General features: G+C 47.7%; 15 protein-coding genes. 6 read left to right on the top strand and 9 right to left on the bottom strand.

Annotated elements, in window-relative coordinates:
• Positions 1–7: 7 nt before the first annotated feature.
• The 7 genes from MHH92_RS10655 to MHH92_RS10625 all read right to left on the bottom strand — a co-directional run bounded on the left by MHH92_RS10655 (position 8) and on the right by MHH92_RS10625 (position 9,243).
• A complete protein-coding gene (locus MHH92_RS10655; protein ID WP_340903625.1) occupies positions 8–1,555 on the bottom strand; it encodes a response regulator transcription factor in 1,548 nt (515 codons plus the stop codon).
• 269 nt (positions 1,556–1,824) lie between these two features.
• Positions 1,825–4,905: a X2-like carbohydrate binding domain-containing protein gene (locus tag MHH92_RS10650; protein ID WP_445744668.1), complete on the bottom strand. Its 3,081-nt coding sequence runs from the start codon at positions 4,903–4,905 to the stop codon at positions 1,825–1,827.
• Positions 4,906–5,225: 320 nt separating this feature from the next.
• Positions 5,226–5,564: a VOC family protein gene (locus tag MHH92_RS10645; protein WP_133384299.1), complete on the bottom strand. Its 339-nt coding sequence runs from the start codon at positions 5,562–5,564 to the stop codon at positions 5,226–5,228.
• A 272-nt stretch (positions 5,565–5,836) separates the two neighbouring features.
• Entirely contained in the window at positions 5,837–6,718 is an 882-nt protein-coding gene (locus MHH92_RS10640; RefSeq protein WP_036609490.1) for an SMP-30/gluconolactonase/LRE family protein, read from the bottom strand.
• Positions 6,719–6,730: 12 nt separating this feature from the next.
• The gene (locus tag MHH92_RS10635) at positions 6,731–7,396 is read right to left on the bottom strand and encodes an SGNH/GDSL hydrolase family protein (protein ID WP_076208943.1); all 666 of its coding nucleotides are present in this window, start codon (positions 7,394–7,396) and stop codon (positions 6,731–6,733) included.
• An 81-nt stretch (positions 7,397–7,477) separates the two neighbouring features.
• Complete coding sequence (locus MHH92_RS10630; protein ID WP_036609494.1) at positions 7,478–8,266, bottom strand: alpha/beta hydrolase; 789 nt, start codon at positions 8,264–8,266, stop codon at positions 7,478–7,480.
• A gap of 143 nt (positions 8,267–8,409) precedes the next feature.
• Positions 8,410–9,243, bottom strand: coding sequence for an AraC family transcriptional regulator (locus MHH92_RS10625; RefSeq protein ID WP_101313423.1), 834 nt, complete (start codon positions 9,241–9,243; stop codon positions 8,410–8,412).
• A 128-nt stretch (positions 9,244–9,371) separates the two neighbouring features.
• Between MHH92_RS10625 and MHH92_RS10620 the strand changes: the two genes are divergently transcribed.
• From MHH92_RS10620 to MHH92_RS10610, 3 genes are all read left to right on the top strand, one after another.
• Entirely contained in the window at positions 9,372–11,399 is a 2,028-nt protein-coding gene (locus MHH92_RS10620) for a beta-galactosidase (RefSeq protein ID WP_340903621.1), read from the top strand.
• Between the two features lie 438 nt (positions 11,400–11,837).
• Entirely contained in the window at positions 11,838–12,794 is a 957-nt protein-coding gene (locus tag MHH92_RS10615; RefSeq protein ID WP_047842441.1) for a helix-turn-helix transcriptional regulator, read from the top strand.
• A 34-nt stretch (positions 12,795–12,828) separates the two neighbouring features.
• Positions 12,829–13,515, top strand: coding sequence for an AlkZ-related protein (locus tag MHH92_RS10610; protein ID WP_340903619.1), 687 nt, complete (start codon positions 12,829–12,831; stop codon positions 13,513–13,515).
• A gap of 101 nt (positions 13,516–13,616) precedes the next feature.
• Here the strand turns inward: MHH92_RS10610 and MHH92_RS10605 are convergent, their stop codons facing one another.
• Positions 13,617–15,131 carry a UxaA family hydrolase gene (locus MHH92_RS10605; RefSeq protein ID WP_340903617.1) on the bottom strand — a complete coding sequence of 505 codons (1,515 nt, stop codon included), beginning with the start codon at positions 15,129–15,131 and terminating at the stop codon, positions 13,617–13,619.
• Positions 15,128–16,645: a tagaturonate reductase gene (locus MHH92_RS10600; protein WP_340903616.1), complete on the bottom strand. Its 1,518-nt coding sequence runs from the start codon at positions 16,643–16,645 to the stop codon at positions 15,128–15,130. The genes MHH92_RS10605 and MHH92_RS10600 overlap by 4 nt, the downstream gene beginning before the upstream one ends.
• 191 nt (positions 16,646–16,836) lie before the next feature.
• Between MHH92_RS10600 and MHH92_RS10595 the strand changes: the two genes are divergently transcribed.
• The 3 genes from MHH92_RS10595 (at position 16,837) to MHH92_RS10585 (ending at position 20,534) form a co-directional block, all read left to right on the top strand.
• Positions 16,837–17,712, top strand: a complete 876-nt coding sequence (locus MHH92_RS10595) for an AraC family transcriptional regulator (protein ID WP_221824237.1) — start codon at positions 16,837–16,839, stop codon at positions 17,710–17,712.
• Positions 17,713–17,853: 141 nt separating this feature from the next.
• Entirely contained in the window at positions 17,854–19,842 is a 1,989-nt protein-coding gene (locus MHH92_RS10590; RefSeq protein WP_340903612.1) for a translation factor GTPase family protein, read from the top strand.
• Positions 19,843–19,856: 14 nt separating this feature from the next.
• A complete protein-coding gene (locus MHH92_RS10585; protein ID WP_026081149.1) occupies positions 19,857–20,534 on the top strand; it encodes a tetratricopeptide repeat protein in 678 nt (225 codons plus the stop codon).
• Positions 20,535–20,570 lie beyond the last annotated feature (36 nt).

Raw genomic sequence — 20,570 nt, 5'->3', positions numbered from 1 at the left:
TCTGACTTTATGCCCAGAATTTGCGCCGGTATCGGCTTGGTGATAATCCAGTGAATTTTTTGAACACTTTGCAAAAGTAACTATGATCGGAATAGCCTACCATACTGCTAATCTCAGAGATCGTTACATCATCGGATCGGAGCAGTTCCTCGGCTTTTTCTATCCGAATTTTATTTAAGTATTCATTAAATCCTTCTTTTTTGTGAGATGAGAAATAACTGGATAAATACGATGGATTAAAATGAAAATGCTTGGCTACTTCAGCAAGCCCGAGCGGCTGATCAAAGTGCTCATGCATGTAATCCAGCAGCATCTTCATGTTGGGATCACTTCGTTTTCCACCCGAACCAGCGGTGCACTCCTGAACTTCGGTCATGAATTGGTCAAGCACAGTCATGACTTCGTCCAGACTTGAAGCCCCGTCCACATTTTTAAAATACGTATATTTGCTCTCTTCCAGCCCGGTGGACTGGACATCCATATCCGCGAGTGTAATGGTCACGTTGAAGATCAAGTTACCGAGAAATGATTTGATCTCAAACACATCCGCAATATAATCCCGTCCAAGTGTTTTTGCATGATCCTGTAAATACTCCCTTGCCGCTTCGACCCGGTTACGCTTCACATGCTGCAAAAACATATTCACATTAAACTGATAACCTGCGGGATGCATTGGAGGCAGTTCACCATACACCAGGATTGGTCGATCCTTATAATAGAAGCGATATTCAATCAGCTTAATCAGATGTTCCCGGTAAACAACACCCATTTGTTCAAATGAAGTAAAGCTTTCACTAAGCACCCAACCAGGACTGCCTTCTCCTGCTGCATTTTCACTGGCCAACTGTCTGATCCGTTCAAGCATCCATTCATCTCTTGCAGGGTCGACATTAAGAAGCATTACAGGTAATGTACCCTCTGCGGGAACCATTGCACATTCTACTTCAGGCAGATCGCTCCTGAGCTTGGATTCAATCTGTTCCTGATCCATCTTCAGTGGATTTCCCCCAGCACCCACGGGTTTATACACAAGCAAGCGAAAGGATTCATACGGAAAGGTATCTCGAATCATCGGCATTTCGCTATCTTCATCCAGTGTAAATCCGGACAGCATCTTCTCCATCAGTTGCCCAAGTCTCCAGCCATCGTGCGACGGCTCGAACTGTAGCTCCGGAATTTTACCCGCTGTGCGTTGAAGGACTTGCAATAATTCATTTGTATCCAGCTTGGGTTTCAGTATATAATCGGCTGCCCCGTGCTGAAGCGTTGAACGTACATACTCGAATTCACTGAAGCTGCTAAGTACAATAACTTCAATCTGCGGATTACTGGCTTTTAGTGTACGGACAAACGTTTCGCCATCCATGACAGGCATGACAATATCGGTGATCACAATATCCGGTTTTAACAGGTTCACCTGCTGTAATCCTTCTTCACCGTTGGAAGCTTCACCCACAATGATAAATCCTTCCGCTTCCCAGTTCATATGGTGCTTTATGCCCTGTCTTACCAGAAACTCATCGTCAACAATCAGCACCTTGCACAACCGGTTCATGATCGCGACCCCCTTGTCTAATCTTTCCTCTATATCTGTACAGGCTATACCAACTATTATATATCGGTTATAAACACTTTCCAGTGTTAGCGGTTACATTAATTTTAAATTGATTGTACATCTTTTTATATCTTAAAATGATCCTTTAAGCAATGGTAACTATCTATAGTTTACACTATATTTCGACAAAATAAGAAGCCCCGACTCGCCATTTGATCATTTGGCGAATCAGGACCCCTATTTCAATCCTATTTCGTTAAATCACTCACTTATGGTTCAATTCCCCATTGGAGACTTCCCGCGATATAACCGGTGACTTTGGACCAGTCCGTATAGGAAGTCTGACTACCTGCAAAAGAATAATCATCCGTTTGCGTATAGTTGGTCCAATTGTTCTTTGAGATGCGCGTATGGATTTCCGTGCTTTGTCCTGCATTCAGAGTTCCAGCGGAAGCTGTGAATCCAATCTCAAGCACGTGGTCAGCACCTGTCCGAACTGGATTGAGTGCACTGAACGTGCCTGTTACATTCGAACTGCCAGCAGTCGCCCAGTCAGCGAAGAAGTTCTGAGGCTGTTCACCGTTTATCGTATAATAGTATCTGATTTTCACATCAGACAGATTCAAAGCTGTAGTATCCGTATTTGTCAGTTTGAATTTGGGACTAATCGAGCTGCCCGTTGCTGAAGTGTTGCTGTTAAACATCTCAATGCGTATGGTTCCAACAGGTGCAGCTGTCGTGTCTTTATTAAGCAGATTCAAGGTCGCATGAGCGCCTGCGCTGAATTGAAAGGTTAGCGCCGCTGCGCCATTTGGCAGTGAAGCCAGGTAGTTTTTACTTAATACGACCTCATTGCCTGTCAACGTGTAATCTGTACCTGAAACCAGCGTTGTATTCCCGTTGCGAATGGAGACAAGTGTATTGCCGTTCAGCGTTAACGTGACTGGAATATTAACCTGATTGCCTGCTTTGCGATCAAATTCGGCTGTAACCGGTGTAATCACAGAGTTGGTCACTGGTGTACCCCCGCCGTCTCCACCGCCATTGTTACCTCCAACACGGTCAGCATATAAAATTCCGCGGCCATTTGTTCCGAGATATACTCTTCCATACAAACGCGGATCACCCGTAATCGTGGTTACACGAGCATACTGATGCTGATCATCATTGATACGAACCCAATTAGCCCCACCGTCATCGGAGCGGAAGAATCCACGTGTTCCATCGATCTGTGCAACCGTGTATAACGCAACAACGTTTTGCCCAGGGGCCGCTTTACCAAATCCGATACTGTCTGCTTCCTCTACATTGGCAAGCTTCGTGAATGTCGCTCCTGAATCCGTGGAATGCCATAATCCGTAAGGACCTTCTTCCTCACTACCACCAGCAAACCAGAGTTCGCCTTCAACGCCTGGAACGGCATCCAGATCGGCATTTCCTTCCATCGGAAGTCCGGTCGCAGGTGAGGCCGTGAAAGTAGCACCACCATTCACACTCACATAGATTTTACCGGCTGCAAATCCATAAAATTTGTTTGGATTGACACGATCCGAAATCACTTTTGCCTGTGCAGGTATCCCCGTGCTTGCCGTCCATGAATTGCCGCCAGTCGAATAATGTACACCTTTATCTGATGTGCTCCATACGAGTTGGTTACCATTCGCAGAGATGGCTACGGTCCCTCCTCCGGTTGTGCCGGCAGGTTCTGCATTGGCCTTATACCACGTAGTACCTCCGTCACTGGACAAACCAATGGATTTTGCATTTGGATCAGCAGCATAATCTGCTTTACCTACGCGAACCATCGTATTTGGACTTAACTCTGCAAAATCCAGACTTTCTGTGGAAGAATAGTTCGGGCTCGTAAATATGGTAGCTGGCGCCTGGTCCAGATTGTTATGACGGAATCCGGAGACATCCCCCACTCCACTTATCAAATGTGCACCACTTGGCGGGCTGATCAGATCCAGTACGGCAATCTCCTCAACCCCTTTCGCCATCACTGAAATATTGATTTTTTCGTCATCATCCCAGTCTGTCAGGTTCTTCGTCCCATAGATCGTAGCACCTGTTCCATACATCATGCGATCCGAATCAAACGGATCAATCTCCAGATCACCGATCATCCAGCCCAATTTTGGGGTTGTTTCGGGTGGGGCAGGATTGGTGCCAAATGTGAGCCATGGCGCTGCCGAAATATCCTGTGTATAACGCAACTTCCGGTTCGGATATCCTTCAAATTCCCATATGCGTGTCCACGTCGCTCCGCCATCTGTACTGCGGAACAAGGTGGCATCCGGCCACCAGGAATTCAATGTAGCAACCATCAATGTACCGGGATTCTGTGCATCAACAGCCAATCCGCCATATCCAAAATAATTATCCGTGCTGCTGCTTGGAACAGGGCTGATGTTGCTCCAGACACCTGTCGATGTATTCAGTTTCCACACGTCACCTTTTTCCCCATCATACGGTCCAACACCATCGCTGTACGTAATATAGAGGCTTCCGTCTGAATCAAACACACCATGATGCGGAATATAACCTGTAGGTTGACCAGCAACTGCTGACCAGGTCAAGCCGCCATTTGTGCTGCGATACACGCTTTGAGCTTTATCCGCAACACCCACATAGATTGTCTGGGTTGCTTGCCCTGCCGAACCTGTTGTTTTGTCAAACGTAATCCATGCCAGACCTACGATGTCACTGGTATATTCATTCGAAGGATCTTGCACATAATTTCCCGGATTCGGGAAGCTTGTGACTTCGGTCCAGGTCACACCGTAATCGGTACTTTTCCATAACCCATGACCACTTCGTGCACCGAAATACAGGATACTGTTATCATTTGGGTCCACGGTCAGGCGTTCTCCCATTGAACGTCCCGGCATGTTGCCACCCACTTTGAATGGAAGTGTTGTGGTTTGCCATGTATCTCCCCGGTCCGTAGAGCGCAAGATGGAGCCATTATTTTGGTCCCACGAATTCGTATAAGTCCCAACTGCCATATACACCCGATCGGGATCAACCGGGTCCGTAGCCAGTGCATCCACACCATTCTTGTTCCAGTCATCCCAGCCAACAAAATCTGTTAAGGGTATCCACCTCTCGTCAGCCGCATTCCAGCGATAGGCTCCCCCGATATCCGTACGGGCATAGATCAGATCCTTTTCCGACTCGTTGAAAATAATGCCCGGTACAAACCCGCCTCCTGCACCCGTCACCACATTTTTCCACTCATAGGCTTCACTTGGTGCCGCCAGTGTCGTTCCAGCAAGTCCTCCCAGCGAAGCGGTTACTACGGCAACCGTCAGACTCATCATTCGCAATTTACCCATAAACGTTCTCATATCAACTTATCCTCCTCTTCTACTTCGTTACTGCATTTCGGTCTATCCCCGCTGTCTCATCGTGCTGATGATGGCGTGCCAGACGAATCAATGCATCCCTTGATACAAGAAGCCTCACCCCCTTTCAGTCATATTGTTAAGCGCTTACATAATTGTTCTTGATTCGCGGTTATCTGGATAATACTTTCAATAAATAACATTCGCTGGCAATCTCCAAACCCCTCTGTCGAAATTCCGATTTTTGTAAAATATTTTCAGTGTTTAAAATCGTTTATACAACAAAAAAAGCCGCTAAAATAGCGACTTCAATGGGATATAGATTAACACAAGACTTCAACAGTAAATCCACCAGGGGCTTCAACATAAAAAGTATAACCGTGTGCATGCTTAGGTGCGTCTAATTCAAAGCCATTGTCTTTCAAAAGACTATATATTCTGTCAACCTCTTGTTCGGTCGGTTGGGGAAATCCGATATGAAAAGTCACTGGATAGAGTACGTTTTTACCCTTCATTAGAGTGAGAATAAAGCCTTCATCATCAAACATAACTGCAAATGCGTTTCCTCTCGTACCTTCACATTTCATACCAAAATAAGTCTCTAAAAACTCGCGAGCAGCTGGAACATCAGTAACTGTTAGGTTCAGATGATTTAATTTCATAATTACACCCTTTCCTACATATTTAATGCGTCCTCCGTAGAGCTTTATTTTCAATCCAAATAATACCTCAAAATGGAAGTGTTCGGTCCGTTACTTTAATGAAAAGTCGTTTTATTTTTGTTCTATACAGACGATAATCTAAATCAACAAAAAAAGATGCTGTTAGAACAGCACCTTTTGACATTTTATATAAGAGTAAAAAATGAAATCGTTTCTTACCTGGCAAACCCAGGCAGAGGTTCACTAAGGTTCACTGCATGACTGGCACCTGTTTATTGCTGGCTACCATAAGCGTGAGTCTCCTGCCCTTTAACCCCCGGTCTGATGACAAAAAGTGAGCCCGCATCCGGTGTCTCTTTCAGACGTTCTTCCTTAATCCCTATACGTGCTGTTGTAATGTATAACTCTTCGAGATCCGGTCCACCAAAACAGCAGGATGTTACCTGATCTGCCGGCACCTCGATCTGTTGCAACAGTTCTGATGTATGGGGGTTCCAGCGAGTGACTCTTCCTCCGCCCCAGTGCGCAACCCACAGCATGCCCTCACCATCAACCGTCATCCCATCCGGAAAACCAAATTCCTCCGGTATGTGAATGATACTTGTCCGATTCTGTATCGTACCTGCCGTCAGATCAAAATCAAACCGGTCAATAGAACGTGTCGGGGTATCAATGTAATACATGGTCTGCCGATCTGGACTCCAGCCCAGGCCGTTGGATGTAGACACACCTTGTACCATTGTGCGAACGGGCTGCCCTTGCTCCAAACAATACAATGATCCGGCTTTGCTCTCATTATTCATGCTCATCGTGCCTGCCCAGAAGCGACCCTTCGCATCACATTTTCCATCATTAAAACGATTGGTATCCTTATCTTGTTCAGGGTCTTCAATAGCCTGCAGCTCACCCGTAAGCAAGTGATACGTATGGAATCCACTGCGTAAAGCAACCACAACTTCGTCACCACGATAGGGAACAACAGCCCCGACATGTTCACCGACATCATAAGCCTGATCCTGCCCTGTAGCTGGATCATACACATGCACCTTGAAGCTTTCAATATCTACCCACAACAATCGATTGTTCTCCGCATCCCAGCTTGGACCTTCCCCCAGTAATGCCGGGGTTTGTACTGCTACAGTTACGTCGCTCATGCCATCACGTCCTTATTCAGATTTGACGCCGCCTGACCATTCGAATCCGATGGCATCCAAGAATGCTTTGGACAGTACCATATGGCCCGTTGCATCCGGATGTACCCGGTCATAAGTCAGCACAGACGTATAGAAATGATCCCAAAATGGAGCAAATGCAGCCTGTGTATCCACATACACTGCATCATACTCATTCGCTACCCTGCGTACCGCTTCTCCGTAGATATCCATCGTTGCCCGCATCGGGTCTTCAGGATTAGCCTCAAGATAATAAGGTGTCATTAGCACCAGACCTTTCAGGTTGGGACGAACCGAAGCCACCAGTTCACGCAATGTGGATTCGTATTCTTCAAGAAACACATGTGAGTCTGTTGACAATGGGTTGTCGAACTGACGCCATACATCATTAATACCGATCATGATTGTCAGCCAGTCCGGTTTAAGGTCAAGCACATCACGATCCCAACGCTGTTTCAGATCACGAATCGTATTTCCACCATTACCCACATTCTGGACACGCAACATCAATTCCGGATAGATGGACCGCAAGAGGGCATAGACTTGCGCTACGTAACCATGTCCCAGACCGGAACTACCTTCGCCTACAGGATGTTCCCGACCACAATCTGTAATCGAATCCCCGATAAACAGAAGTTTGTCATTTTTTTGCAATTTCATCGTTATTTTCTCCTTCGCTCCAAGGCGCTAATATAAGAATAATTGATTAATCAGACCGTTAAGTTGTTATCCAATCAGTGATTACCAGCCTTGATTCTTGAGCCATGTGAGACACAGATCTGACCATACCCGAACCGCGTGGTTGTCCTCAGCCAATCCAAGTCCATGTGACCCTTTCTCAAAAACGTGCAAGTCATAGGGGATGCCATGCGCACCCAATGCAAGTGCGTAACGCAAGCTATTCTCTACAGGCACTGCCTGGTCATCGCTGGTATGCCAGATGAACGCTTCAGGAGCATCCGCTCTTACCTGCTGCTCCGCACTGAAAGCCTTGATCTGCTCGGCAGAGGCGTCCGACCCAAGCAAATTCTCACGGGAACCGGCATGTCCATAGGACTCCATCGTAATGACCGGATAACAGAGAATAACTCGGTCCGGGCGTGAACTCTGGCGTTCGATGAGGTCCTCATGATCCGGTTGTCCCTCGTCATACAGCGTTCCCAGTGTTGCTGTGAGATGTCCGCCTGCGGAGAAACCAAGTACTGCAATCTTGGCAGGGTTGATGCCATACTGCTCAGCATGAGCACGAACATAACGTATGGCACGCTGACCATCTGTTATCGGTGCAGGATGCTGGTGAGGCGCCACCCGATAATTCAGGACAAATGCACTTATACCTGCACGGTTCAACAATTCCGCTATTGGAGCACCTTCATGATCAGCCAAAAATCCATAGCCGCCCCCTGGACATACAATGACAGCGCTCTCGGAACCGGGCTGAATAAATGGAATCAAATGTGGCATCTCGTCTTCATGACCCTGGGCTGCATAAGGTGCAGCATGATCCCATAAGGGTATAGTTGTTGTCATCTTCAATCATCCTCTCCAAGTAGAACGGAACCATGGGTCCGTTTAAACGTTTTCGAATCTCAGGAATCGATACCATCATAACGGTAATGACCCTAACGCATCAATACCTTCCTGGCATCACTTTTTGTTCATTTGGGTACATGTTAGTACAAATTACGGAATTGTTCAGGAGTCACCCCCTCAATCCTGCGAAAAGTTGCTACAAAATGGCTAGCATCTCGAAACCCTACCCTAACTGCAGTCTCCCTAATCGTCAGGGCGGTATCCCCGGTCATGATTTCCTTGGCTTTGCGAATGCGCAGCAAAATGAAATAACTGTAGGCTGTCATGCCAAAGGACTGCTTGAACAAGGTGTTCAGATGTCTGGATGAGATCCCCGTGACGTCAGCCATATGTTCGAGACCAATCTCAGGATTCGCATAATGCTGTTCCATAAATGCAATGAGCGGAGCGAGTCTCTCCACGGCATGAGAGATCGAAGAGCGATTGCCGGTCATGCCATGTTTTTTGAGCAAAATCAGAAATCGATATATATCCGCTGACGCCTCGAGTCCCGACAAATCCTGATCACTTCTGATCGAATCCAGCACTTCCTGGCCGTAATCATTGAACGGACTGCTCTGCTCCCACTGATGCAACGCTGCTTCACCCAGACTAAGTGACTCCAAGATTGCCGGACACTGGGAACCGCCAAATGTAATATAGAATGTCTCCCACTCTCCTTGGGCGCGCACATATTCATGCGGTTCATTTGGCGGCAGCAAAATACCTGATGCTTCCCCCAGTACGACCGTGGACCCGGCAAACTTGAATTCTCCGGCTCCCTTTACTGTCTGAAGCCAATGGTAACAGGGATACCCCACAGGTCTGGACACCTTCTCCTGATTGCCGTTATAACCCAGGCTCTCAATATAAAGGGGCAACGGCTGATCACGTGATGTCATGAAATATCGTTGATGTCGGGGGGAGATAAACATGGGATGCCTCCTTGGGTACAAGCTGAAATAGACTTCCGTATTCTTATATCAGTCATTACTTTTATTATATTTTAAAAGTCATATGTATCATATAGTATAGGATTATTCTTATACAAGAGGTGAACACATTGATTAGTAACAAACTGCCCAAAATGTTCTACGGGGGCGATTATAACCCGGAACAGTGGGATCACGAAACCCACCTTGAAGACCTGCGCATGTTCCAATTAGCAGGCATTGATATTGCCACAATCAACGTATTTTCATGGGCACTGATTCAGCCTGATGAAGTTACTTACCGTTTTGAAGAACTCGACCAACTGATTAATCGTTTACATGAAAACGGTGTCTATATATGCCTTGCAACAAGCACTGCTGCCCATCCGGCCTGGATGGCAAAGAAATATCCAGACGTGCTTCGTGTAGATGCCGATGGACGCAAACGCAAATTCGGTGGGCGCCATAATTCCTGTCCCAACAGCCCGACCTATCGCAAATACGCTGAGAAGATTGCGGATAAACTGGCCGAACGATACAAGGATCACCCCGCGGTTCTCGTATGGCACATCTCCAACGAATATGGCGGTGAGTGCTACTGTGACAACTGTGAAAAAGCGTTCCGCGTGTATCTGAAAGAACGCTATCAGACTCTGGAACAGGTCAACAAAGCATGGAATACGAATTTCTGGGGGCATACCTTCTACGATTGGGACGAAATTGTATTACCAAGTAACCTGAGCGAACATTGGGGTAACAATAATTCAACGTTCCAGGGAATCTCGCTGGACTACTCTCGCTTCAACTCCGACAGCATGCTGGATTGTTATCTGTTGGAATACGATGCAATCAAAAAACATATTCCGGACTCCGTCGTTACTACCAATCTGATGGGATTCTTCAAGCAATTGGACTATTTCAAATGGGCAAAATATTTGGATATCGTATCCTGGGACAGCTATCCCGGTCTCGCAACACCCGTCAGCTTCACGGCAATGGCTCATGACCTTATGCGCGGACTGAAAGATGGTCAACCGTTCATGCTGATGGAGCAAACACCAAGTCAGCAGAACTGGCAGCCATATAACTCACTGAAACGTCCAGGTGTCATGCGTCTGTGGAGTTATCAATCTGTTGCGCACGGGGCTGATACCATCATGTTCTTCCAGCTTCGCCGCTCCATCGGTGCCTGTGAGAAGTATCATGGTGCAGTTATTGAGCATGCTGGGCATGAGAATACACGTGTATTCCGCGAAGTCGCTGAGCTGGGCAAGGAATTGCAGATCCTTGGAGATACCACGCTGGATGCATCTGTTGAATCCAAAGTAGCGATTGTGTTCGACTGGGATAACTGGTGGGCCATCGAAAAATCAAGCGGACCAACGGTTGCCCTGAACTATGTGGATCAGATCCATAAATACTACGCAACCTTCTTCCGTCGTAACATACAGGTAGATATCGTCAGTGTGGATACGGATTTGAGCAAATACGACATTGTCCTTGCCCCTGTTCTTTACATGGTTAAACCAGGGTTTGCCGCCAAATTGGAGAAGTTTGTTGAAGCAGGTGGAACATTCCTGACGACCTTCTTCAGCGGCATTGTCAACGAGAACGACCTCGTGACTACAGGTGGATATCCGGGAGAACTCCGTAAACTGCTCGGAATCTGGGTGGAAGAGATTGATGCCCTGCTGCCTGAGCAAAAGAACCGCATTGTCCTCAAAGAAACCTACGGTGATCTTCAAGGAGAGTATGGCTGCGGCATGCTGTGTGACCTGCTGCACAGTGAAGGAGCCGAAGTCATCGCGGAGTATGGAGACGACTTTTATAAAGGCATGCCTGTTGTGACACGTAATACCTTTGGTCAAGGTGAAGCCTGGTACGTTGCATCCGACCCGGATGAGCGCTTCCTGGATGGTTTGCTGGGACAGCTTGCAGCAGCCAAGAACGTAGAATCCTTGCTTGAGACACCAGAAGGTGTTGAAGTAAGCGCACGAACCAAAGACGGCAGACCCTACCTGTTTGTCATGAACCATAACGCAACCACACAATCCTATGATCTGGGAACAACTAAGGCACATGATCTGCTCACCAATCGTGAGCTTTCGGGAAGTGTTGAGATTGAAGCCCGTGGAGTGCAATTGCTCGAAATGAAATAAGCGATTTCGCTTAATTGGAATCATTCGGAATAATATAATGTGATAGAAATACCCGCGATACAAAGTGTCACATATTCATTCCTTTTATACTTGTTATTGTCTTCAGCGAGGATATTGGTATAGATTTCAGACCTTTATCGTCTTCTGTAAGCCAAAAGCTGCTACTTCCCGTATCCGTCTACACCGGATACGGGTTTTTGGCATGATCTGTGGTCTTTTTGATAGAAGGAAATATCAGTATGCAAAGCGAATTGGACGAGAAACACATTTTAACAAAGCCTGCCGGAACATGCTTGTGAATCCTGATGCTGATCCATTATAAAATAATGAACAGTTGAAATATTGGTGACACTCATGATGTCACTTATTCGTTGTTACAATAGAAATATAACTACGACATCACTTTCCGGCGGCGCAGATCGAAACGGAGTGGCTGACATGAACAGAACAAATCGGCTTGCTGCCATTGTAATGGCATTACAGCATGGTCACGAAACGGCACACTCATTAGGTGAGAAATTTGAGGTTTCCCGTCGCACGATTCTTCGGGATATTCAATCCCTCTCCGAGATGAATGTGCCCATTATTGCCATTTCCGGTCCGGGAGGCGGTTTCAGTCTTATGGAGGGTTACGTATTACCCCCATTACAGCTGGACCCGGTAGAAGCAGCGACGCTCCTATTCGCTCTTGAAGGTCTAAGTCGCTACGCCGACACACCCTTTCATGAGAAACGCTGGACCCTGATGAACAAAGTTAAGGCTATCATTCCGGATGATATTATGTCGCGAATTGATCCCATGCTCAAACAACTGCATCATCATATTCCAGACCGCAATTACATTCTTCCTCATCTGGACGCACTGCTGGCATGTATACCCGAACACGGGTGGCTTAGTGTGCTGTATCGCTCCGCATCACGTCAGCGTTGGTTGCATATCTGTCCCACACGGGTATATGCTTCCTCTGGCTTCTGGTACTGTGAAGCATATTCCCTCGAACATGTTGAACAACGTCTGTTCCGGGTTGACCGAATTATCGAAGTCAAAGCGATCGAACCACAGGATGCACAGATGCTTAATGAACAGGCAGAGCAACAGCAGAGTAAGCCGATCCCTCCAGAACAGCCGCCAACCCTGGTTAAGGTACAACTGAGTTATCGGGGAATGATTGAAGCTGAACAGGACGAGCATATTGGTGAAAAGATGACTGAAATTGCCCCGGATCTCTGGGAATTATCATTCCTTTGTCCACCAGGGGAATGGGACTGGGCCGTACGATTCTTTTACCGATTAGGACGTGAAGCCGAAGTGATTGAACCTCTCCAACTTCGCAGTGAGATTCGTCAGCATGCCGAGGAAGTGAGCCGGAGATACCTTGCTTCAACCAAGTCGTAGCTTGACTACACACAAAAAGGAGCCTACTGATATCATGACATATGAAGCCGTTATAACGTACGAAGAAGCAGTACAGCGTATCCAGTCTATAGGGCTGTTGCCTCTGGCACCACTATTTGCCGATTATCCTTCTCTGTCATCGCTAACCCCCAAAGAACATTGGCACAAGGATGATGAATTCGATCCTTGGTTATGGCGTTCACGCCTGGCTGAAGAGGGCATTGCTGCATATGGAAAATTTGTCAAAAAGAAAGCGCTTCTTGTCTCATCTGAATATTTCCCTTGGGTACACCGACTGCTTGCCGACTCCAGAACCATCAAGGAACAGTATGAAGCGGGTCTGCTCTCCCGTGAAGCGTTCAAACTCCATGCGTTAGTTGCAGAACAAGAAGGCATCGATGGACGTGCCTTGCGATCACAAGCCGGTTTCGGGGCAAAAGAGGACAAAAAAACATTTGACCGTGGACTTCTGGACCTTCAGGGCTGTGCAGCCATTGTGATCAGTGGCACCAAAGAAAAAGAAGGGCTCGCAGAAGGCAAAGTCGCCTGGAACAGCTCCGCATACGAGACTGCTGGTCACTGGATGGAACGTCACGGCATTAAGCCATATGAAGGCAGCATAGAAGAGGCACGTGAACTATTGATTGTGCAACTACAACAACATGCTTCACCTGCAGCATTATCAAGCATCTCCAAAGCGCTTAACATCCGTGGAATATAAATAAAGCCAATCCCGGTTGTAGTGCAAATTTCAACCGGAATTGGCTGTGGTTCACCCTATAATGTAACCCAGACGATCAACAGCCCCCATCGACAATGGATTTAGAGAATTACGCCATCCTTGAATATGGCAATCTCCCGGAATCCATGCTGCTCACTAAGTGTGTGTGACCGCCCAGAAGCAATGTCAATCAGTTGGCTGAACAGCTGTACTTTCACCTCATCCATCGTCTGCCCCTCCAACAGCTGGCCTGCGTTGAAGTCAATCCAGTGTTTTTTGCGATTCGCCAGATCGGATTGGGTCGCAATCTTGACTGTAGGTACCGGGCCTCCGAATGGAGTCCCCCGCCCTGTTGTGAAGAGCACAATATGTGCACCCGCCGCAGACAGTGCCGTTACAGATACCAGGTCATTACCCGGTGCTTCTACAATGTTCAGACCGGTCTGAGTTACACGTTTGCCATAACGCAGAACGTCGACTACGGAAGAACGTCCTCCCTTTTGCGTACATCCAAGTGACTTTTCCTCTAGCGTTGTGATGCCACCAGCCTTATTCCCAGGTGAAGGATTCTCATAGATGTTCTGGCCATGGTTCACAAAATATTGCTTGAAGCCGTTCACGAGGTCCACCAAATCGTGAAATACCTGCTCATTGGCAGCACGGTTCATTAAGATCGTCTCCGCACCAAACATCTCCGGAACTTCCGTCAGAATAGCCGTACCCCCGGCAGCAACCAACATATCAGCAACTGCACCGACCAGCGGATTAGCTGTAATGCCGGATAAACCATCGGAACCGCCACACTTCAAACCAATTTTGAGTTTACTGAGCGGAAGCGGCTGCCGTTGTTCATGTTCAACGATCTCAACAAGTTCTTCCATCAGTCGAAGCCCTTCCTCAAGCTCGTCATCCGTTTCCTGTGCTTTGAGAAACCGTACTTTGCCTCGGTATTCCGGAGCAATACACTCACGGAATTCATCGACCTGATTGTTCTCACAGCCCAGACCGATGACGAGCACGCCTCCTGCATTCGGATGCTCCACCAAGGAGGCCAGCAACTGTTGTGTATACTTCAGATCATCGCCAAGTTGTGAACACCCGAATGGATGCGGAAAGTGAAATACACCATCTACCCGGCTTCCAAACTGGGACTGACCCATACGTGCCAAAGCTTCACACACTTTATTGATACATCCAACCGTATTCACAATCCAGATCTCATTACGAATACCTGCTTCACCATTGGGGCGCAAATATCCATCAAATGAGAGCAGATGTTCCGGAGGCATGTCCGTCTGAACCTGCGCGCCCGGCTGATACTCATATTCAAGCAATCCGTGCAGACCCGTCTTCAGATTGTGACTATGAATCCAGCTTCCCTGCCCGATCTGCTCTTGGGCAATCCCGATGGAGAAACCATACTTCATCACATCATCACCCGGTGCCAGGGTGTGCACAGCAATCTTATGCCCTTTGGGCACGTCATCCAGCAAGGTAAAAGAAACACCGTCTGGCAGGGTAATGCATTCTCCTTTGGCATAATCCCGAAGCGCTATAATGACATCATCCTGTGGTTGAATGGCAATCCAGTCATTGATTGTACTTGTTGTGTTCATTTCCCTTCACCTTCCAACAATCCGATTTCACGAACAAGTGCTGCACGCAGCCCTTCTCTTGCATCCAGATTTTCGCCCCAGATCAGGGTATCTGACAACACAGCCGCTACCCGGTTATCCAGTTGGTTCTGATCCCTGTTAAGCGTGTCATAACCGTCCCAGTGTGCAGCCAAAGCAGCCAGGACATCCGGGTCATCCCGCAGCAGAATGTCCTCTCCATTCAGTCGTTGTGCCTTGTAACCTTCTGGCGTATTTACCGGACGATAGAGACACAATAATCCAGCAAACCCTTGAATTAAACGTTCTGGCCAACTTCCCTGATTTTGCTCGTAAGACAATAGTGTTGGCAGCACACGCACCTTGAATTTTCCGATCGTATTCAAAGCAATATCTTGCAATTTGTGATCAATATACGGATTAAGGAACCGTTCGAACACTTCTTCTGCATACTGGTCCAGCTGATGATCGGGCATATCCAGAGCAGGGACGATCTCCTGATGCACAGCTTCCCTGATCCATGAGCCAAAATGTGGATCTTCCATTGTTTCTCTCACATGCTGCTTGCCTTGGAGAATGCCTAGTGATGACATTAAAGTATGCGCCCCATTCAAAATACGAACTTTGCGTACCTGAAAAGGCTTCAGATCTTTCACCCAATGTACATTGAGACCTGCCTGCTTGAGAGGAAGTTTTTTGTCCAATGATTCATCACCCTGAATGGCCCAGAAATGATATGGCTCTGCCGTATTAATCAACTGGTCCTCATACCCCCAGCGATTCGTCAGGGAATCGGCTTCCTCCTGGGTCGGCGCACCTGTTACGATTCGATCTACCAGATTGTTCAGGAAGTGATTATGGTTCTCGATCCATGAACGGAAGCCATCCGAATACCCATAATCCATACTATGACGGAGGACACAACTGCGCAGCACATCACCATTGCCTTCAAGCAGCTCGCATGGCAGATGAATCAAACCTCTGGATGGATCACCATCAAATTTCAAATATCGCTGATGCAGGAAAACTGTTAATTTCCCCGGAAATGATTGGACCGGTTCACCCTCGATATAGTCCGTATACGTATATTTCAATCCTGATTCGGTTGTATTGGAAATAACGAACTCAAGTGAAGGCAGTTCCGCCAAGTTCAGAAAGGCATCCCATTCCTCATACGGATTGATACACTGTGAGAAAATGGAGATCAACTCTGTCCGCTCAACGGGCTTTCCTTGAGACAGACCACGCGTAATCATCGTATATAATCCGTCCTGATCACGAATCTGCTCCAGCTTGGCTTTGCCTCCCGGTCGTGGTTGCGTAACAGCTACACTTCCATGGAATTTGCCTTGTCTGGCACTCTCATGAAGCATCCAGTCTGCAAATCCCCGCAAGAAATTACCTTCTCCAATCTGCAAAACCTTCACGGGACGCTCCATAATCTCCTTGCACTTGCGCTGACCATCGCTCCCCAGTAAATTCAGCTTCAACCTTGGCCGTTTCGTGCTTGCCGACATGGACACTCACCTCATCGATTATTTGTACTGTGGGAATGCAGCTCAAAGGCTCTGCACCCTTTTATTGTAAACGCTTTAAATTCATTGTATCATCAATAAAAGGAAATTAAATTGCTTATATTGCGGTAAATATACTCTCTCATGACCAGGTATAACATCTCGTTTAAGACGTTCGTCTGGAAAGGAGCTTTATGGAACGTTCACCTGTTCGTACGACTATTCAAGCAGAATCCGGTATTCCGTTCCGTCTGGTGTACAGCGATACCAAATCCCCTCAGAACGAGTTGCCAGATCACCTTCACGACTGGCATGAAATTATCTATGTATATCGTGGTCAGGGAAGCATCTTTATTGATACGGGACTTGAGAATATGCAGGAAGGAGATCTGTTCATTATACCGGGCAGCACGGTTCATCGAGCCTTGCCGGATGCAGGCAATCCTGTCACATCTTCCGCATTGTTCTTCAGCCCGGGCTTGCTGGCATCCACCGCCGGAGGTGCTGCTTCTTCTTTGCTAAGCCTGTTTGAACGTTGTCGTAAACAACGTGTGTATAAGAGGCATCTGAACACAGAGGAGCAATCACAGGTGGCCGCCCTCATTGATGATATTCAGACCGAATTCCAGCTCGGTCATCATCTAAGCGCACATGCGGCCCTGTTAAGGCTGCAACTGTTGCTCATTTTTCTGGAACGTCTGGAAGCTGCGGGACCTGCGAATCCGGGTAAATCCGCTCCGGGTCCCTCCTGGCTCTCTTCTACGATCTCTCATATTGACGATAACCTTCGGAATGGCCTTTCCCTCCCTGAACTGGCGCAGTACGCCTCTGTATCCCCTGCCCATTTCAGTCGTGCCTTCAAACGATACACGGGAATGACTCTGACGGATTACGCATTAGCTCGAAGGGTCATTATGGCAAAAGAGCATCTGGTGCAAGGTGATGAGACGATGGCAGCCGTAGCTGATGCTTGCGGGTTTGACAGCCTGCCCCACTTTTACCGTCAATTCAAAAAATTAACCGGTACAACGCCCGCAGCATACCGCAGAACCATGAACAGTTCTCGTTAAAATAGAATCAGACTGGACGTAGGTTCCTGGGTCTAATCATATATATCCACATATTCTTCCATATGGAAGATGTGGTATGATAATCTGGATTATTACTTGTCGGAAACATTGCATTCCGTTGTCAGAGGAGCTTAGCATTCCATGTTAAACGAATTGAATCGCAGGAATATTGGCATCTTCGCCCATGTGGATGCGGGGAAAACAACCACCACCGAGCATATGTTATTTGAGAGTGGTGTCGTCCGCAGTCCGGGACGTGTAGATGACGGAACAACAGCCACAGACTCCTTGGACATTGAGAAAGAACGTGGCATATCCGTTCAGGCAGCCATGACCTCTCTGATCTGGAAGAACACCATCATTGACCTCATTGATACGCCTGGTCACATTGATTTTAGCTCCGAAGTAGAGCGAACGCTACGGGTAATGGATGGAGCTATTCTCATTCTGTCGGCAGTAGAAGGCATTCAGTCCCAGAGTGAAGCCATCTGGCATGCCCTTCGTTCACTTCGCATCCCAACCATCTTTTATATTAATAAAATGGATCGGATTGGCGCGTCTGCCCCAGCGGTAATGGAGCAGATTCGTTCCACCCTGTCCCCTTTCGCGTGCGAAATCCAAGCGTATCAGCTCCATGAAGATTCATTTCATGGCATCGACTCCCTCTGGAACCCGAATCAAGATTCTCTGTCAGATGGCACACCTTCCATTCCAGGTCTGGTAGAGATACTTGCCGAGCTGGACGAAGAGGTCATGGAAGCCTACATCCAGGAGACTCCGTTATCACAAAGGGATCTGAATGAAGCAATCCTGCGGTATGTGCATCAGGGTGAGATGTTTCCTGTGTGTTATGGGGCTTCCGGCAAAGGAATTGGCGTCACGGCATTGCTGGACACGGTCCTTGCATTTCTGCCTCCACCTGCACAACCAGTGGACTCTCCCGTATCCGGTGTTGTGTTCAAAATTGAACGTGACCGTACGATGGGCCGCACGGCATACGTCCGTATGTATGGTGGCAGCTTATACAATCGGGATACCATCCATAATTCGACGCGGGAGCTTGAAGAGAAAGTGACGCAGATTCGCCGTATGGATGGACGGAAATGGGCGGATACCGGTGCCGTTCACGCGGGGCAGATTGCTGCGCTGTATGGACTGAGTGACACACATGTGGGTGACATTATCGGCAATCCTGAAGGTGTACCTCCTCTGCCACAGATGGCTGTGCCTTTGCTGACCGTACAAGTACATGGCAAGGACACGGCACGTTACCCCGATCTTGTCGCAGCATTGCAAGAGTTGACGGATGAAGACCCCTTACTCGACCTGCAATGGTTGCCGGAGGAACGAGAACTGCATCTCAAGGTCATGGGAACCATTCAGCTTGAGATTTTATCCAGCCTGTTGCTGAGTCGTTTCGGATTGGATGTCGTGTTTGATCCGCCATCCGTCATCTATAAGGAAACGCCTCGTGCAGCTGGAGAAGGTTACATCGCTTATACGATGCCTAAGCCCTGCTGGGCCATCCTCCGCTTCAAGATTGAACCTTTACCTCGGGGAAGCGGTCTGATCTATGCCTCAACCGTAAGGACAGAAGATCTGCTGTTACGTTATCAGAATGAAGTTGAACGACGAATTCCAGAAGCCTTGTCTCAAGGTATGCTCGGTTGGGAAGTAACCGATCTGCGCATCACGCTGGTGGAAGGGGAACATCATGTCTGGCATACACATCCGCTGGATTTTGTTGTAGCCACGCCTATGGGAATCATGGATGGATTGTCGAGAACAGGTACCACGTTGCTGGAACCCCTTCTTCAGTTCCGGCTGACGGTCCCGGAGGAATACGGCGGTAAGGCCCTTAGTGATCTGGTACATATGCGGGCAACCTTCGAAGCCCCCGTCATTGGTAGCGGACGTTGTATTATTGAAGGAGTTATGCCTCTTGCCACCTCAATGGATTATCCGGTGAAACTGCGTTCCGAGACAAGCGGCCGCGGAGTGCTTACGACTTCGTTTGCCGGATACCAAGATTGTCCTGCGGATGTGAATCATACTTGCAAACGCAGAGGAGTTAACCCACTGGATCAGTCGAAATATATTTTAAGTGTACGAAACGCGATTACATCATAAATGGAGTTGAACTTGTGCTTATTAAATTTCTTATCTTTGGCCTTCTATGGCGGATTGTAGGTAATCCGTTCATTGCCATCCTCATTTTACTCGTTATACTGTATTTCCTGGATCGTCGTTACGTTGGGGTGTTCCCAAGCTTCACGAAACCTCTCAAACGTATGCGTAACATCTCACGGCTTCGGCAACAGCTTGCGATGAGTCCCAATGAAGTTTCTTCCAAGCTGGAACTGGCTCGCCTGTTAATTGAGCGCAAGCGTTACAGTGAGGCACATGCCTTATTGCTTGAACTGGAGCGCCCATACGAACAATCAGCTGAGTACTGGGAGGCATTAGGGACAACTGAGCTTCATCTGGGTAACATCGAAAAAGGCGAACGTCATATTTTGCAAGCCCTCGAGATCAACCCCAGAGTCAAGTACGGACGCCCGTACCTAACCCTTGCTGGAGCCTTCAAAGATACGCATGAGGACAAAGCGCTGGATTATGTGCATCAGTTTCAGGAGATTCATTCCTCTTCCAGTGAAGCATATTATCTGCTCGGCTCGGTTCACCGTTCCCTTGGGCGCAATGCTGATGCAAAACAGGCTTACGAGCAATCCTTGAACGTGTATCGTTCGTTGCCCAAATACAAAAAACGCCAGGAGCGCCGCTGGGCTGTCCGCAGTTGGTTCCGCAAACGTGGATTGTAATGTCATTCGCTATACGCTGTAATCTTCATATATCAC

Source organism: Paenibacillus sp. FSL M7-1414 (genome assembly GCF_038003195.1).
In the GTDB taxonomy this organism is placed as follows: Bacteria; Bacillota; Bacilli; order Paenibacillales; family Paenibacillaceae; genus Paenibacillus; species Paenibacillus amylolyticus.
Note: the sequence above shows the minus strand (reverse complement) of the source record. Positions and strands in the feature narration are given on the sequence as shown.